Below are 14780 nucleotides of genomic sequence, written 5' to 3'. Positions count from 1 at the left end.
TAAGGGCACCTCGATTTTTGAACAATTTTTGGTAGTTTGGCGGTGCGGGCGGCCTGAAGCAGGATCGTGGCTTTCGTCTGGCAATTGGCAGAGCCTCGCAGCCGCTGTATTGCGGCCTTCAAGCCTTGTTTGTCATGCTTTGACGCGTGATCGGTTCTTGGATCGCCCGGTATTCACGCCGGACACGGGTTGATGCGGCGCAGTTGAACGAGGCGTCGCATGTTATATGCGAGGTTCTTCATCCCGATCCTGGCCTTGGCTCGCACCAGACCAATGCTACGCACAAGGGTGCCACCCATGTCGTTGGTCTGTGCGCCGAATACATGTTCCACCCGGACCCGAACGGTGGATTTGGTCCGATTGCTGCCCTTGGCCTGATCTGTGAGAGGTTTGCCGCGTTTCCCCTTACGGTGGATGTGACTTTTCAGCTTCCGCGCGCGCAATTTCGCCTCCGTCTCCTCGGACCGATAGGCCGCATCCGCCCACACACCGGAGCCGGTATTGCCTCGCATCAGCAGGTGATCCACCGCTTGACTGTCATGCAGCGCGGCATCGCTGACGTGATAGCGCCGGACCAGCTTGTGCTTTCGGTCGACGTTCACATGGTTCTTGTAGCCGTAATGGCTCTTGCCGTGCTTTTTCGTCCAGCGCGCGTCCACGTCCTTCTGGCTGCGCTTGGCGGGCTTGTTTTCCCAATGCTCGGGGTTCTCGCCCTTCTTGATTGACGCGTTCTCGTCGCGCGTGTTGTGATTGCGCGGCACCGCCACAATAGAGGCATCAAGAATTTGCCCACCCCGAGCGATATACCCCTGCCGCGCCAAATACCCGTCAAATTGACGAAACAGCTCTTCCACCTTGCCCGCCTGCGCCAGCGCATCGCGATACAGCCACACCGTCTTTGCATCCGGCACCCGGTCCGCAAGGCTAAGTCCCAGAAACCTCATAAAGGACAGCCGGTCACGGACCTGATATTCGATCTGATCGTCCGACAGGTTGTAGAGTGCGCTCAGCACCAGCGTCTTGAACATCAGCACAGTGTCCATCGGCTTGCGGCCTGCGCGCGACTTGCGCTCCGCATCAGGCTTGCGCCAAACCTCATCCAAAATAGAACGAAACTCCTCCCACGGCACGACCGCATCGATCTCAACCAATGGGTCCTTCTTCGCGTCAAGGCTCGCATAGCGGTCGGAAAGATCAAAGAAACCCATCTGCGTCATTGCCGTCTCCCCTGTGCCGGTTCGTCCCATCAAAGATAACGCAGCACCGGGGTTGGGGCAATTTTTAGAGGTGCCCATAACTTAGAAAATTGCCTTTAGGCGTGAGTTCCCATTTAAAGCAAATGGCTTTTTTTCCCGAGTGGGCTCAGTAGTTGACCTGCTCGTAGCCATATCTGCCCTCGTAATCCCGCCACTCGACAAACACCGAACGGTGGCGGACGCTCGGACAATTGTCGCCCCATCTCTCCAGCCCTACATGATCTTTCGGCAAGGTTCCAATTGATGAACGCTGCCAAGAGAAGTCTCCTTGTACTCCATAAGTTCCAAGTACAACGACCGCGCTCCGCTCGCAGTCCCCCTCGCTGCCTGCCTCGTATTGTCGAGCGTGACGCACATCAAAGATTCGTATCGAACGCACGAAGTTAAACTCCGGACCGCTGATGTCGATGTCGGCGCGTTCTTGACCAAGCGTAATAGAAAAGTCACTCCTCTTATCCGCCGTTTCAACCCTTTCCGCCGGGAACACGCTCGTCGATGACAGGCCGACTTCCTGAGATGGGGCAACGGTAATCGTCCGGAGCAGCGGATGACGCGGTCTATCGAACAGAATGTCGAAGATACGGCCGCCATCTTTACCAGTGCCATTGATGTCATGGGATGCTCTCATCGGACAACGCCATATCTGCAACGGAGGCTCTACCGGCCAGGGTGTTATTCTTCGAATGAATTCAGCGCGGGCGCGTGAGCATGGCGCTGACGCGGGCCAGCCGCCCGAGAGACAAAGCAGGATCGCGCAATCGATCGGATAAGTTTGCGCCCTACTCCGCTCGACCGTTCCGAAAAAAGATGTGGAGCCAAGAGCGACAAGGACGACGAAACGAGTAAGCGCTTTGGGCATGAGTACTCTCCTACAGTTTTGGCAGGTTGACGGTCTCTCTGGATATTTTATATTCATTACACCAATAGTATATTTTTGAAAGACCTGCTCCGATGACTATCAAGGCCTGCTAGTTTGGGTATGCTCGCCGCCACTCGAAAGCGCTCCGAGGTACTCGATCACTTTCACTGGTGTCGACGATTTTGCCTCTGCCAGCACTTCGGGATGAAGCGGCGGCTCGATAGAACCGGCAGGCACCTGCTCGTCCAGCCAGAGCACCGACAACTCAGAGGAATTCCACAGGTATACCCATCCAACCGTGCGCTCCCGATCATTTCCAAACAATCGGGCTATGGGCTCTGCTTCTTCTTTCAACAGTCTCACCACGTTCTTCATTCCAGTTTGCAACGACCGAGCAGGATTTCGATCACGTCAGCCATTTTCTGGCCCAGTGGATGGCGATCGAATCACACTGCCTGTAGTTGCACTGTCGTGAGCCGCGAATTCACGATACGAAGCGAACGCCAGCGAAATAGAACGAAACGAACAACGGTACGCCCTTGATAAAAAATGGAAAATACTTTGTTCCTCCGTTGGATGACGGAAGTGACTTTAAGGAGTTGTTCAGACGGTTGAGCGCGGCCGGAGCGGGTCGGCCTACTGACAAAGATGGGATACCCTTGGGACCGTGGACACCCGAGCTTCTTGCTACCGCAATCACTCAGATCGAAGCCAACCGGTCCGGGATCGAGCTACGAACAGTGCAGCTTTGGTACCAAGACAACGAGAAAGGAATCAGCGCCGAGAACATTCGATGGCTGGCAAGGGTGTTTGGGTGTGATGATCCGAAGGCGACCAGCGAGTGGCAGACGGAACTTAGTGTGGCCCGGGCCCGATTGGTAGCCAAGAGGCGAGCGCTGCGTGCGGGGTCAGACGGCCACGATGCGCATACTCCTCCAGATACGGTTCAGAACGCGGCAATCGATGTTGGTACCGTGGTTCCGTCACCGTTGGCGCACAAAAGTGATGTTATTTCGCCGAGGCCGGGATTTAGCCTGGCGAGGACATCGGAGGCCGTGTTCAACCGGGGATCCCCTTTGGATTTGTCGGCATCGGTGTTCGCAGGGGCCGTGGCCCTTGGATTTTCCTCTTATTTTTTGGGCATTCACAGCATTGTTTATCCGCAGGCGAATGGTGTGATTAAGCAGGTTGGATACCTATGGGCGCCGAACTGGACACTCCTCTTCATGGTGCTCATGCCGCTATACTTCGTATTCGTGCGCGATTTAGTGGTCTTTTGGAGAGGCGCAAGGCGGTCACAGTTAAACCTTGAAGGTGAAGGGATCGCAAATGACGACATGTGGATGCGAAAAGTCGCGGCCTTTTCGGTGACGTATTGGGCAGCCTTTCTTGTTTGCTTACCTATAGCTACTGTTCTTCAGTGGATCGATAGGTGTTTAACCCCATTACTGACCCGCGATGCTGGCAATTACCCGGTGGAATGGGCTCGGTTGGCGATTGAGCGCCCCCACGTCATTTCGATACCGGAGGCGGTTGCGTTCACCGGGTTCGCCTATCTCTACATGGGTGTGGTATTTTATCTCTTCTTTGCGGGGCTCATTTTGCTCTTCACAATTGTATACGATTTTTGGGAACTTGGACGAGATCCTGAACCTGGGGTAGATGGAGAATATCACTGGCAGTCCAATCAACTCGATCTCAAAATCATGCGCGGGATTTTCCGGTGCTGTATTCTGGGACTCTTGATTGCCTTATGCATGAAGCTCCAAAGCACTTTTATGCTTTCAAGTGAATCGACCATGGCGGGTTGGTTGACTCGCGATTTCCTGTCAGTCTTGGGAAATCATGAGAAGGCAAGCGACTGGTTCGAATACAGCATGCCGACGAACTATAGCAGCCTGCTGATCGTATTGGCGACCTGCACTGTGTTCTTATATGGGCTTGTTCGAGTCCACGCCGCGTTGCGTCAGCAAGGAGACATTGGACATGGTCGAAATCAGAGAGAATTGGGAATCATGTTGGCGCTCGTCGCCCTGCTGATCATCGTCTACGTCCTGATCGGTGCAATCGCTGGTTTCTCGATCTTGCTGTGCATCGGGCTGCTGTCTGCAATCTACGGCCTGATTTATCCAAGCATCGATACATGACGGGCGACTGACCAAGGAGACAAACAAAGTGTATCATAGCTGGCTCGATCGTTGGGATGAGCGACGCGCAGAGCGGGGGGACGAAGTAAAGAGGCGGACAGATTTCGCTCTGGACACTGAACTTGCCTTCCCTGGCTCCGGACATCCGGCAGGTATCGAGGCCTTCTGTCAACTTGCAGACCAGGCTGTTGAGGACCCAACCTATTTCGATGAACCGGGTAACAACGACTTGGTCGTCGAACGCAAAGGAGATTGGGCCAAATTTCCTTCAGGAATTTCTACTGACGTCGCAGAGAACAATCTCGTCTGGGCGAAAGTAACAGAAAGCAGATCATTCGATAAAGCTTTGGTTGTGTTTCACCATTGGAATGCAAGCGCGCGGTATCAACAGATGGCGAACTTTTTCTCCCGGCGTGGGATCACGGTAGTCGAGATGGCACTGCCGTATCACTTCGAACGTAGCCGTCCCGGCGCCGATTATGCCGACTACATGCTAAGCCCGAATCTCGGACGGACGACTCAATCCGTGAGACAGGCGGTATGGGATGGTCGAAAGCTTATACGGTGGCTAAAGGAGCAAGGTTATAAAGAGATTTCTGTACTCGGAATGAGTCTGGGTTCCTGGGTTGCCGGGTTGATTGCTGCTCATGACAAAACTGTTTCAAAAGCTGCGCTATTCCTCACGGCCGGAAGTCTTGCTGACATGGTGTGGAGCGGGCGCGCAACGCGAACGATTTGCGAGAGCCTTCAACCCGTGATCGAATTGGGCGACCTCAGAAGGGCTTGGGGACCACTAAACTTGGTGAACCATGCGCATCATCTGGCGCGGGACAATCTCGAACTACAGGTGGTATTGGCCAAGCGAGACAAGGTGGTGCTGCCAGAGCTTTCTGAAAGGCTGATTCAAGGGCTGAAGGACGCCGGAGCCGGGCCCAGCATATTGGAACTGAATTGCGGCCACTATTCGCTGTCCATGCCGCCCTACATTGTGTCGGCCGGCCGAAGCGTGGCTCGCTTGTTGAAACCCGGCCCCTAAGCCGCTGACGACGGAACTCGAACGGGTTCTCGGCTGAATTTCGCTCGTAGTCCAGTTATCGAATTCGGAACCCGCGCGACTCGGACCAAAAGGTTCGCCCCGAAGTTATTGGTGAAGCGAGCCCAAGAAGCGTCCATATTCCTCGCTGACTTCGCGCGCTTCGTCAAAGGCGCGAGCACGCTCCTCGTCGAGGCAGCGAAAATAATTCTGTATGTCGCGGAAGTAGAGCTCGAAATCATGACGGAGGATGTCCATAAATTCCGTGGCAACCTTCGGATCTCTTGGAACAAATGGCCGAGGCGGGGGTATGCATGAACCGGCAAGCGCCGGACAACCGACGAGCGACAGCAGAACGAATGTGCGCATCAAAGGTAGGATGCGCAACCGAAGGTAGCAAAAGCCGCTTAAATCCTTGAACGAGTGCATGTTACGTGCCTAAAGGTATCGGATTAACGTATACCGCGAAAATTATAATATACTATTGCGGTTATAAGTATACTATCGTAACCCTAGGCATCAAGTAGCAGTGCCCGGGTGTTGCGTCTTTGGAGAAAGCGTGAGCCGGGCCATGAACTGGGACATAGAAGCACCAAATGTGGTTACGGAAGCTAGGTTCCGCGAGCTCGTGGAAAGCGGCTATAGCGCAGAAATCCTGTGCCAGGAGTCCGCACATAAGAAAGGCCCCAGCTATTACGGGGTCTGGATCATGCGCGTTGTCTCTGATGATGGGGTGGAAAAGCTCCTCGTCACCGCCCGCACGCGGACGAGCTACAACGATATCAAGATCCGCGAGTTCAAGACGATCTCCGGCGTGGTGTCTTTCTTCATTGGCCTTGGCTTTGCGCATGTCGACCTGCCCCTTGAGGCGGGTACAAGCCGTACGCATAAACTCGCCCCGCCAGACAAAGCCCCATCAGACAAGGGCGCTGGCAACTAAGTTCGTCTGTCTCTGGCTGGTCGCCGCGCCAGCCTCCGCGCAAATCGTTCTGGTCATGGAGAGCGACGGCTCTCTGACCCCATCCCAGTCTCAGAGCGGTTTTGCCCGGAATTACAATGACGGCGTTGGTCAGGGATCGGCGTCCGATGGTTTGGCCATTATTGGTGAGACGGAAGCAGCGACCAAACCTGACGCGCTGCAGCTTGCGGCACTCGCCCAGCCAGCACCCCTGCCCCGCGCAGACGTTCTCTTAGACATCGAGGCAACGGCCCTGCGCTATGCCAATCATCCTGGTTTGCGCCACGTAGAGCTCTCCGTGAGGGATTGGCTGGCTCTCTACCGGGCCAACATCGAGGTTGAGAGCGCCTACCGGCAGGATGCGATCTCAACCGCGGGCGCCATTGGTCTGGGTCAACTGATGCCAGCAACCGCGCGTGATCTCGACGTCAATCCGGAGGACCCGATGCAGAACCTCGACGGTTCCGCCCGCTACCTCGCGATGATGCTCGAGACGTTCGGCGATCCGCGCCTGGCGCTGGCCGCTTACAACGCCGGACCCGACGCCGTGCGCCAATATGGCGGCATTCCCCCCTACCGAGAAACCCAGAACCATGTGGCCCGCGTGATGGCAGTGGCCGCCCGATTGGAAGGATCAAATTCATGATGTCCCAACCTTTTTGGAAATCATTCCTTAAAACACTTATCGGCAATGTCACGAGAGCGCGCAGCGCGGCAGTGCATTGGCGATACCGCTTTTTCCAAACAAGTTGGATTTCAAACCTCTTTGTCGCCTCACTGGCGCTATTCCTGCTCATTGCCGAGCCCGCCCTTGCCCAAAGCATCGATCTCTCCCCGATCCAAAGCTTATTGCAGGGCATTGTCGATGCTCTGACTGGCCCGCTCGGAGTGGTGATCGCCACACTCGCAGTCCTTGGCGTTTTCTTGAGCTGGTTTTTCAACATCATCGATCTGCGCCAGGCACTCTGGGTGCTTGTTGGTATCGCCGGTGTCGCCGCCGCTCCCACCATCGTTGCCGCTGTCTTTGCCGGTGGCTGAGCGCTCGCCTCTCTTTCTCGGCCTCGTGCGCCCGCCCAAGCTTCTGGGCCTGCCCATCATGTACGCGATGGTCTGGCTTTTCGGCTCGGTGCTCTTGTTCGTCTGGGTCCAGCACATTGCGGTGCTGGGCGTGGCCGCCCTGCTCTACCCGGTTCTCTGGAAGGCCGCGGACTGGGATCCCCGTTTCATCGACGTGATGATGACGGCGCTGCAAGAGACGCCGCCCACGCGGAACCGCTCCATCCACGGCGGGGACAGCTATGCCCCGTGAAGCCGCGCTTGATCTCCGCACGATGACGCCGGACTGGTACGCGCACGAGACCCGCCTCGCGCACATGCTGCCCTATGTGAGCCTCGTCGATGACCAGACCGTGCGGACCCGGGTCAACGAGCTTTTCCAGTGCATCCGGCTCGACGGGGTCAATAGCTACACGACCGATGACGCCTATCTCGACAAGGTGACCGCGCTCTTTGCCCGGATCATTGCGCAATTGGGGCCGGAGTTCAGCTATTACGTCCATAAGGTCTCGAAGGCGATCACGCCGGACCTCGAGCCGCTGCGCGAGGACAGCTTCGCGGGCGAGGTGGACCGGCGCTGGCGCGCGAAACTCGAGACCAGCGGGCTCCGCGACAAAACACTGACGCTCACCGTCATTCACCGCCCGCCGCCGAAAAGTCTCCTGCCGTTCCTCAGCCGCAGCGCGCCGGACCGACTGAAGGAGGAGACCCGCAAACGCCTGCAGCGCCTGGGCGAGGCCGTAAACGTCTTCCTCTCGGGCCTCACCGAGCTCAAACCGCGCCTGCTGTCGGCTGAATCGGGGGAATTGGTGGGGTTTCTGGGCGCGCTCAACACGGGCACCGAGCTGCCGCTCTACCCGGCCAACACCTACGGCTTTTTGTCCTTCAACGTCGCCAATACCCGCGTGACGTTTCACAGCGACCATTTCGAGCTTTCCGAAGGCGTCGTGGGCCATCGCTACGGCAAGAGTTTCACCATCGGGGAATACTCGGAAGGCACCTCCTGCACCATGTTCGACATGCTGAACCTGCCGGTCGACATGATCGTCACGCATTCCTTCACGCCTATCAACTCGAACCTCATGGCAGGCCGCATCAAGCGGCAAAAGCGCCAGATGCAGGCCAGCCAGGACGCGGCCCTCTCGCTCTTGGAAGCCCTCGATATCGCCGCCGATGATCTCGAGGCCAAGCGCCAAAGCTTCGGCGAGCATCATATGGTCGTCACACTATTCTGCGAAACGCTCGAAGAGCTGCAAACCCTCAGCGCGGAGATCGTGAACGCCGCCGCGACCGAGGGCGTGAAAATGATCGGCGAGCGGGTCGCGGCCAAGGCGCATTATCTCAGCCAGCACCCCGGCAACCAGCCCAAGCGCGTCCGCGCCAGTGCCGTCACCAATCGCAATTTTGCGGATTTCGCGGCCTTCCATAGAACGCAGCTTGGCAAACCCGAAGCACTTACCCCTTGGGGCCGGGTCGTCACATATTTGCCCACGCCGGAGCAGAGCGCCTATCGGTTTTCCTATCACGAGCAAGGTTCGCCCGACAAAGAACCCACCAGCGGGCATACCCTGATCATGGGGCGGCCCGGCTCGGGCAAATCGGTGCTTTCGGCCTTTCTAATGACGCAAGCCCGTCGCGCAGGGGCGCGGATCTTCGTCTTCGATTACCGTCTTGGCATGGAGATGGCGGTGCGCGCCAATGGCGGGCGCTACGCCTCCCTGAACGCCGGCCAGCCCACGGGTCTCAACCCGCTCTGGACAGAGACCGATGCGCGCGGCACCGCATGGCTCTCGGATTGGCTCACAACCCTGCTCTACCGCGCCGACAAGCCCCTGACCCCTGCGCAGACCAACCGCATCCAGGAGGTCGTGCGCCAGAATGCCCAGGCCACAAACCCCGCCTTGCGGAACTGGCGGGATTTCGCATCGCTTTTTGTGTCCACCGATGATGGCGGCGATCTGCACCAGCGCCTGCACGAGTGGACCGAAGACGGCCGCTATGGCTGGATCTTCGGGCAGAGCCTCGAGGACACCTTCTCGCTCAAAGGCGATGTGGTGGGCTTCGATCTGACCGGCATCCTCGACAGCGAGGCCGACAAGGAGCGGATGGCCGTCCTCTCCTATCTCTTCCGCAGGGTCGAGCGCGAGATTGAGGACCGCCGCCCCACCATCATCGTGATCGACGAGGCCTGGAAGGCCCTCGATAACGCATATTTCGCCGAGCGGCTGTCGAATTGGCTGGTCACCGCGCGCAAGCAGAACACCGTCGCGGTGATGATGACGCAATACGCAAGCCAGCTTGAGCGCACCCGGACCGGCAAGACCATCGTCGAGGCGGTGCCGACGCAGATCCTGCTGCCCAATATCCGCGCGCAGCCTGCGGACTACGCCATGCTGAACCTCACGGAGAAGGAGCTCGACGTCCTTCTCAACACGGGCAGCAACAGCCGCTTGGCGCTGATCCGCGACGATCAGGGCTCGATCGTGGTCGATGCCGATCTGAGCGCCCTTGGGCCCAATCTCACGATCCTTGGCGGCATGGAAAAGGGCGAAGCGCTTGTCGGCGCCGATTACCGCGACCGCCCGGACTTCTGGAGGCTTTCATGATCCGTATCCTGTTTCTTCTCGCCGCGCTCGGCGTTTTGGCCTCCTGCACCCAGTACCAGGAGCCGCAGGTGAACTGCTTCACATTCCTTGCGTCCACGGCACCCGTCGCGCCTGATTGTGACTTCACGCCCCTTGGCACCCTGGAGGGCGACATTGAAGTCTAGCCTGCCTCATATTCTCGCGTTTTGCCTGTTGCCTGGTCTCGCCTTGTCTCAAGGCGTGCCGACCAATGACAGTGGGCTGACCGCGCGTGACATCGTCGAGACCGGCGATCGCGAGGCAGACTTGGCTGTTCAGGCCGACAAGCTTGCAGTGCGCGAACTTATCGTCGAGATCGAACGGGAGCAGCTTGAAACCCTCCGACGCATCCTCGATGCCCAGACCAGCTTCGGCGGTCAGGGCCTGCCGGCGATGGTCTCGGGGATGGAAAGCGGCAGCGGGGATCCCGACCGCTCGGTGGAAGCCGTCTATGGCACGGGCGAGATCGATCCCAATCCAGGCGGTGCGCAGATGTTCGGGGACGCATCTGAGACCATCGAGCAGCTCATCATCCGCGTGGCTCAGGAGACCAGCGGCTTTGCCGGTGTTGGCCGCGCGGGTCTCTCCCCCGTCCAATGGCGCGCGTTGCTGCAAGCGCTCATCTGGCAGGAAAGCCGGTTTACGATTGGGGCACGGTCTCCCGTCGGTGCCTATGGTCTCACCCAGATCATGCCGGGCACGGCCAGCGATCTCGGCATCAACCCGGAATACTATGATAGCCCCTACCTGCAGGTGCATGGCGGCGCGCGCTATCTCGCGACCCAGCTCAACACATTCGATGGCAACATCATCAACGCCCTCGCAGCCTATAACGCCGGACCCGGCCGGGTTTTTGAGTATGGCGGCGTGCCACCCTTCCGCGAGACCCAGCACTACGTGTCGGTCATCCCTGAACGCTACAATCTCTATCTGAGCCGTATCGGCGGGATCGAAGCGCTTGGCACGATCGACCCCGCGCTTCTGGCCAATGCCAACCTCTCGCTCACGGGTCATGGGGCGGCCTTTTATGGCAGCAACTCACCCGCCGCGATCCGCCAAGCCGCCCTGCGCATCTCCGACATCGTCGAACGGATTTCCGAAACTGAAGACGTGCAGGAAAGCATCGCACTCAACACCTATGCCCGCGCCGAACTCGTGCGCCTCGTCGCTGCACGCATCCGGCTTCAGGCGGCCCGCACCCGCGTGCTTTCTGCCGAGGATCTGGCCCAGGCCAGCGCCCGCATGGCCGAAGGCGCGTTCATGGATTTTACGATCAGGGAGATTGAATGATGGGACATCTGCTCTTGAGGACAGCTTTGGTCACAACGCTTGGCATTGGCTTGCAGTTCAGCGCCCTACCCCCTGTCGCAGCACAAGGCGTGCCCGTCGTCGATACCCAGAACATCGCGCAAAACATCCAGCAGCTCCGGCAGATGATCGAAGACGAGATCCTGCAAAACGAGCAGCTGACGCAGCTCCGCGAACAGCTTGCCACACTCACGGACCAACTCGCGGAGCTGCAAAGAACCTACGAGGCGCTGACCCGCCTTGCCGAACTGCCCGAGATCATCCGCACCGAGATGGAAGATGAACTCAATGGCCTGCTCGACCAGGAGTTCGGCGACATCCTCGCCACGATTGAGGCGATCAAGACGGGGGATTTCTCCGGCCTGTCCGGTTCTGGCGCAGGCGAGATCGAAACCCAGATGGACCGCGTTCTGGCCGACCTCGGCTTTGACGAGGACACCCTCTCGGAAATGGCCACGAGCGGAAATCCCGGAGCCAACCGCGTGGCGACGCAGGCAACAACCGGCGCGCTCGTCTCAGCCGCCGCCCAGAACAGCTATGAAGATGCCGGCCAATCGCTCGAGCGGGTCGACCGCCTTGTGGGGCTTATCGACGACATGGACGAACTCAAGGAAAGCATCGATCTTAACACGCGCGTGACCGCGGAGCTCGCCATTGCGCTGGTCGCCATGTGGCAGCTCGAAGCCATCCAGACCGTGGGCGATGGCACGGGCGGCGTGATCGATGCCGCCACCATCGCCGAAGAGCAGCGGTTCATGGATTTCACCTTGCCGGACCTGCGGGCTGAGTAATCGCGGGGGCATGAATGGTGGCGACTGAACAAGAAATCATCGAGGAAGAACTGGTCTACGGCGCATTGCGCCGCGAACGGCTCTGGCAGCGCCTTGGACTGACGGGCCTCGTCTTCGGCATTATCGGCTGCCTGAGCGCAGCAGCAGTCGCGATCCTCGATGTCGATCCCCCGCCTGTCGTTGTCCCCTATGATCCTGCCACTGGTTTTGCACTCCCCGAAGCCTCGGTGGGCGCTTCCTCGGTGACCGCGAACCAGGCGATCATCGAGGCGGAAGTATTCCGCTATGTGACTGACCGCGAAGTCTACAACCAGCTCGATAACGATCTGCGCATCCGCAGCGTCCTGCGCCGCTCGGACGGGGCCGCCGAAAGTGGGCTGCGCCAGATCTGGAACAGCGCAAATGAGAACTATCCGCCGACGGTCTATGGCCCCAATGCCCGACTCGACGTGGAAATCCTCAGCATCAACCGGATCGGAACCAACCGCGCGACGGTCCGCCTGCGCAAGCGCCTGACGTCCATTAACGGAGTCCAGACCGGCCTCTTCACTGCGACGCTTCTCTTCGAGTTCCGCCCCGAGACCCGCCGCTCCATCGATGAGGTCTGGACCAATCCATTCGGCTTCACCGTCCTCGAATATTCCATCCGTTCCGACAGATTGGAGAACTGACGTTGTTGTTTATAAGATCGCTTATTTTTGTCATTGCCCTGTTGCCCGGCCTCGCCTCTGCCGAAGCCATCCCGCGTGGCGGTCCCAACGACAGCCGGGTGCGCTTGGCCACCTACCAGGAGGGTCAGGTCTACCGTCTCAGCGTGTCGCTCACCCATGTGACCACCATCGAGTTCGGCGAGGGTGAAAGCATCCGCTCGATCATCGCTGGAGACACCGAGGGCTTCGAGATCGACGGCGTCCCGGGCGGTCAGGCCTTCGCGATCAAGCCTGTGGCGCGCGGGGTGCATACCAATGTGACAGTATATACGAACCGCCGGAGCTACTACTTCAACGTCCAGGAGGTCCGCAGTTCGACCTTCTACGTGGTGCAGTTCCGCTACCCTGACGACGCTGCGCGCCCGACCCGGGCCATCGCGGCACAAGCGCCGAACTACAATTACGGCGCCAGCGCACGCACCGAATTCACCCCGACCCGCATCTGGGATGACGGGACCTTTACTTATTTCGCGTTTCCAAGAAACGCGCCTGTGCCCGCGATCTTCCGCTACGCGGGCGGCCGCGAGCGCACGGTCAACACGCAAACCCCTGAAGACGGCGTGATCCGCGTCAGCGGCGTGAACCGCCAATGGGTCCTGCGACTTGGCGAAGAGGTGGTCTGCATTGAAGCAACGCCGCCTGCGGGGGTAGGCTCATGAGCGAAACCGGAAACGCAGACCTCGAAAAACGCCTCGCCGCCCTTGAACAAGGTAAAGGTGCGGGCTCACCCCCCGCCCCTCGGCGCTCTCCCCTACTCGCTTTGGTCGTCGTCCTCGTGATCGGCGCGGGCGGAGCGCTGCTCTATCTCCTCTCCCAGCCCGAGGAAGAAGAAGCCCTCCCCACAGCTACGCCAGACGTGTTTCAAAACGAGGGGGACGGCTTTGGTGCCCTCGAGACCTTGCCCCCGCCCGAGCCCGAGGTCGTGTTCGTCGCACCCGATCCGGTCGAGCCCAATGCCGAGCTTCTGGCGCAGATCACCGCCCTGCAGGCCCAGATCGAGGAATTGCGCAACGCCCCCGAACCGGTCGTCGAGGAAGACACCGCCGCCGCAGAGGCGATCGACGCGCTGACCGCTCAGATCGCGGCGCTGCAAGCCGCCTCGGAAGCCGCACAGCAACGTTTCCAGGACGAACTGACGGCCCGGGATCGCAGCCTTGAGCAACTCCGCATGGATCTGGAACTGGCCCAACTCGAGGCCACCCGACCGCAACCCGCCCCAACGGACCCCACGGAAGATGAGCTGCGCGCACGCGAGCAAGAGCGACTGCGCCGCGAGGAAGAAGCCCGGCGTATGGCCGAGCTCGAACGCCGCGCAGCGGAGGAACGCGCCTTCCAGGAGCGGCGCATCACCTCGCCCACCATCGCGTTTGGCGGTGCCTCCGGAGCGAATGAAACGGCTCTGACCGAACGCACCTTCGGCGAGGTGACGGATTTCGTGCTGAACGGGGCGTTGCCCTCCACCGTGACGCAGGCAGAGGTGATCGCCAATCCCTCCAACACCATCGTGCAGGGCACCATGATCCAGGCCGTCATGGAAACCGCCCTCGACAGCTCCCTGCCCGGCCAGACCCGTGCCGTGGTGTCCGAGGATGTCTACAGCGTCGATGGCGCGCGCCTCTTGATCCCGCGCGGATCCCGCCTCATCGGGCGCTACCGCGCTGGCGTCGATATCGCGCAGCGCCGCGTTACCATCGCCTGGGACCGGATCATCCTGCCTGACAATCAGACCGTCCAGATCAGCTCCTTCGGGGGCGATGAATTGGGCCGCTCCGGTGTCACCGGCTTTGTGGACACACGCTTTGCCGAGCGTTTCGGGTCGGCTGCCCTGATCTCGCTGATCTCGGCCGCGCCAAGTGCCGCCGCCTCCGAGGTTCAGGATGAGACTGCCGCCGACGTTCTCGAAGACGTTGGCGATGATCTGGCAGATGCCACGGACAGCGTCATCGGCGATTACCTCTCCATCGGCCCCGTCATCTATGTCGACCAAGGCGCACGCGTCACGGTCATGGTCGACCGCGATCTGGAGATATTCTGAGCC

Annotated in this window: 17 protein-coding genes; 13 read left to right on the top strand and 4 right to left on the bottom strand. The window is 59.4% G+C overall.

Annotated features, from left to right (window positions below; translation table 11 throughout):
* Nucleotides 1–173: 173 nt before the first annotated feature.
* From HTT03_RS08100 to HTT03_RS08090, 3 genes are all read right to left on the bottom strand, one after another.
* Nucleotides 174–1217, bottom strand: coding sequence for an IS5 family transposase (locus HTT03_RS08100; protein ID WP_174857890.1), 1044 nt, complete (start codon nucleotides 1215–1217; stop codon nucleotides 174–176).
* 145 nt (nucleotides 1218–1362) lie between these two features.
* The gene (locus HTT03_RS08095; protein ID WP_174859345.1) at nucleotides 1363–2115 is read right to left on the bottom strand and encodes a hypothetical protein; all 753 of its coding nucleotides are present in this window, start codon (nucleotides 2113–2115) and stop codon (nucleotides 1363–1365) included.
* Between the two features lie 99 nt (nucleotides 2116–2214).
* Nucleotides 2215–2490: a hypothetical protein gene (locus HTT03_RS08090; RefSeq protein WP_174859344.1), complete on the bottom strand. Its 276-nt coding sequence runs from the start codon at nucleotides 2488–2490 to the stop codon at nucleotides 2215–2217.
* A gap of 164 nt (nucleotides 2491–2654) precedes the next feature.
* Between HTT03_RS08090 and HTT03_RS08085 the strand changes: the two genes are divergently transcribed.
* Together HTT03_RS08085 and HTT03_RS08080 are read left to right on the top strand one after the other, a co-directional pair.
* Nucleotides 2655–4262, top strand: coding sequence for an RcgA family putative transporter (locus HTT03_RS08085; protein WP_174859343.1), 1608 nt, complete (start codon nucleotides 2655–2657; stop codon nucleotides 4260–4262).
* Nucleotides 4263–4290: 28 nt separating this feature from the next.
* A complete protein-coding gene (locus tag HTT03_RS08080; RefSeq protein ID WP_174859342.1) occupies nucleotides 4291–5298 on the top strand; it encodes an alpha/beta hydrolase family protein in 1008 nt (335 codons plus the stop codon).
* A 105-nt stretch (nucleotides 5299–5403) separates the two neighbouring features.
* On the opposite strand, the gene HTT03_RS08075 is transcribed toward HTT03_RS08080, so the two are convergent.
* Complete coding sequence (locus HTT03_RS08075) at nucleotides 5404–5724, bottom strand: hypothetical protein (protein WP_425506306.1); 321 nt, start codon at nucleotides 5722–5724, stop codon at nucleotides 5404–5406.
* 142 nt (nucleotides 5725–5866) lie between these two features.
* On the opposite strand from HTT03_RS08075, the gene HTT03_RS08070 reads away from it, so the two are divergent.
* The 11 genes from HTT03_RS08070 (at nucleotide 5867) to HTT03_RS08020 (ending at nucleotide 14777) form a co-directional block, all read left to right on the top strand.
* Complete coding sequence (locus HTT03_RS08070; RefSeq protein WP_174859341.1) at nucleotides 5867–6235, top strand: hypothetical protein; 369 nt, start codon at nucleotides 5867–5869, stop codon at nucleotides 6233–6235.
* A gap of 43 nt (nucleotides 6236–6278) precedes the next feature.
* Nucleotides 6279–6899, top strand: a complete 621-nt coding sequence (locus tag HTT03_RS08065) for a transglycosylase SLT domain-containing protein (protein ID WP_174859348.1) — start codon at nucleotides 6279–6281, stop codon at nucleotides 6897–6899.
* A 107-nt stretch (nucleotides 6900–7006) separates the two neighbouring features.
* On the top strand, nucleotides 7007–7291 hold the full coding sequence (locus HTT03_RS08060) for a TrbC/VirB2 family protein (RefSeq protein ID WP_027246639.1): 285 nt from the start codon (nucleotides 7007–7009) through the stop codon (nucleotides 7289–7291).
* The gene (locus HTT03_RS08055; RefSeq protein WP_008327373.1) at nucleotides 7284–7562 is read left to right on the top strand and encodes a VirB3 family type IV secretion system protein; all 279 of its coding nucleotides are present in this window, start codon (nucleotides 7284–7286) and stop codon (nucleotides 7560–7562) included. Before HTT03_RS08060 ends, HTT03_RS08055 begins: the two co-directional genes overlap by 8 nt.
* On the top strand, nucleotides 7552–9915 hold the full coding sequence (locus HTT03_RS08050; protein ID WP_174859340.1) for a VirB4 family type IV secretion/conjugal transfer ATPase: 2364 nt from the start codon (nucleotides 7552–7554) through the stop codon (nucleotides 9913–9915). Before HTT03_RS08055 ends, HTT03_RS08050 begins: the two co-directional genes overlap by 11 nt.
* Complete coding sequence (locus HTT03_RS08045; protein ID WP_174859339.1) at nucleotides 9912–10079, top strand: hypothetical protein; 168 nt, start codon at nucleotides 9912–9914, stop codon at nucleotides 10077–10079. Before HTT03_RS08050 ends, HTT03_RS08045 begins: the two co-directional genes overlap by 4 nt.
* A complete protein-coding gene (locus HTT03_RS08040) occupies nucleotides 10069–11223 on the top strand; it encodes a lytic transglycosylase domain-containing protein (RefSeq protein WP_174859338.1) in 1155 nt (384 codons plus the stop codon). Before HTT03_RS08045 ends, HTT03_RS08040 begins: the two co-directional genes overlap by 11 nt.
* The gene (locus tag HTT03_RS08035) at nucleotides 11223–12032 is read left to right on the top strand and encodes a type IV secretion system protein (RefSeq protein ID WP_165198451.1); all 810 of its coding nucleotides are present in this window, start codon (nucleotides 11223–11225) and stop codon (nucleotides 12030–12032) included. The genes HTT03_RS08040 and HTT03_RS08035 overlap by 1 nt, the downstream gene beginning before the upstream one ends.
* 14 nt (nucleotides 12033–12046) lie before the next feature.
* Nucleotides 12047–12703: a VirB8 family type IV secretion system protein gene (locus tag HTT03_RS08030; RefSeq protein ID WP_165198401.1), complete on the top strand. Its 657-nt coding sequence runs from the start codon at nucleotides 12047–12049 to the stop codon at nucleotides 12701–12703.
* Between the two features lie 2 nt (nucleotides 12704–12705).
* Entirely contained in the window at nucleotides 12706–13401 is a 696-nt protein-coding gene (locus HTT03_RS08025) for a TrbG/VirB9 family P-type conjugative transfer protein (protein ID WP_165198400.1), read from the top strand.
* On the top strand, nucleotides 13398–14777 hold the full coding sequence (locus HTT03_RS08020) for a TraB/TrbI/VirB10 family type IV secretion system protein (RefSeq protein WP_174859337.1): 1380 nt from the start codon (nucleotides 13398–13400) through the stop codon (nucleotides 14775–14777). Before HTT03_RS08025 ends, HTT03_RS08020 begins: the two co-directional genes overlap by 4 nt.
* The last annotated feature ends 3 nt before the right edge of the window (nucleotides 14778–14780 follow it).

It is taken from the genome of Sulfitobacter maritimus (genome assembly GCF_013346665.1).
GTDB lineage: Bacteria > Pseudomonadota > Alphaproteobacteria > Rhodobacterales > Rhodobacteraceae > Sulfitobacter > Sulfitobacter maritimus.
Note: the sequence above shows the minus strand (reverse complement) of the source record. Positions and strands in the feature narration are given on the sequence as shown.

What these genes read in the sequence shown, in the direction of transcription:
- HTT03_RS08100 (WP_174857890.1), bottom strand. Translation starts at nt 1,217, where the DNA reads ATGACGCAGATGGGTTTCTTTGATCTTTCCGACCGCTATGCGAGCCTT.
- HTT03_RS08095 (WP_174859345.1), bottom strand. Translation starts at nt 2,115, where the DNA reads ATGCCCAAAGCGCTTACTCGTTTCGTCGTCCTTGTCGCTCTTGGCTCC.
- HTT03_RS08090 (WP_174859344.1), bottom strand. Translation starts at nt 2,490, where the DNA reads ATGAAGAACGTGGTGAGACTGTTGAAAGAAGAAGCAGAGCCCATAGCC.
- HTT03_RS08075 (WP_425506306.1), bottom strand. Translation starts at nt 5,724, where the DNA reads ATGCACTCGTTCAAGGATTTAAGCGGCTTTTGCTACCTTCGGTTGCGC.
- HTT03_RS08070 (WP_174859341.1), top strand. Translation starts at nt 5,867, where the DNA reads ATGAACTGGGACATAGAAGCACCAAATGTGGTTACGGAAGCTAGGTTC.
- HTT03_RS08050 (WP_174859340.1), top strand. Translation starts at nt 7,552, where the DNA reads ATGCCCCGTGAAGCCGCGCTTGATCTCCGCACGATGACGCCGGACTGG.
- HTT03_RS08045 (WP_174859339.1), top strand. Translation starts at nt 9,912, where the DNA reads ATGATCCGTATCCTGTTTCTTCTCGCCGCGCTCGGCGTTTTGGCCTCC.
- HTT03_RS08035 (WP_165198451.1), top strand. Translation starts at nt 11,223, where the DNA reads ATGGGACATCTGCTCTTGAGGACAGCTTTGGTCACAACGCTTGGCATT.
- HTT03_RS08030 (WP_165198401.1), top strand. Translation starts at nt 12,047, where the DNA reads ATGGTGGCGACTGAACAAGAAATCATCGAGGAAGAACTGGTCTACGGC.
- HTT03_RS08020 (WP_174859337.1), top strand. Translation starts at nt 13,398, where the DNA reads ATGAGCGAAACCGGAAACGCAGACCTCGAAAAACGCCTCGCCGCCCTT.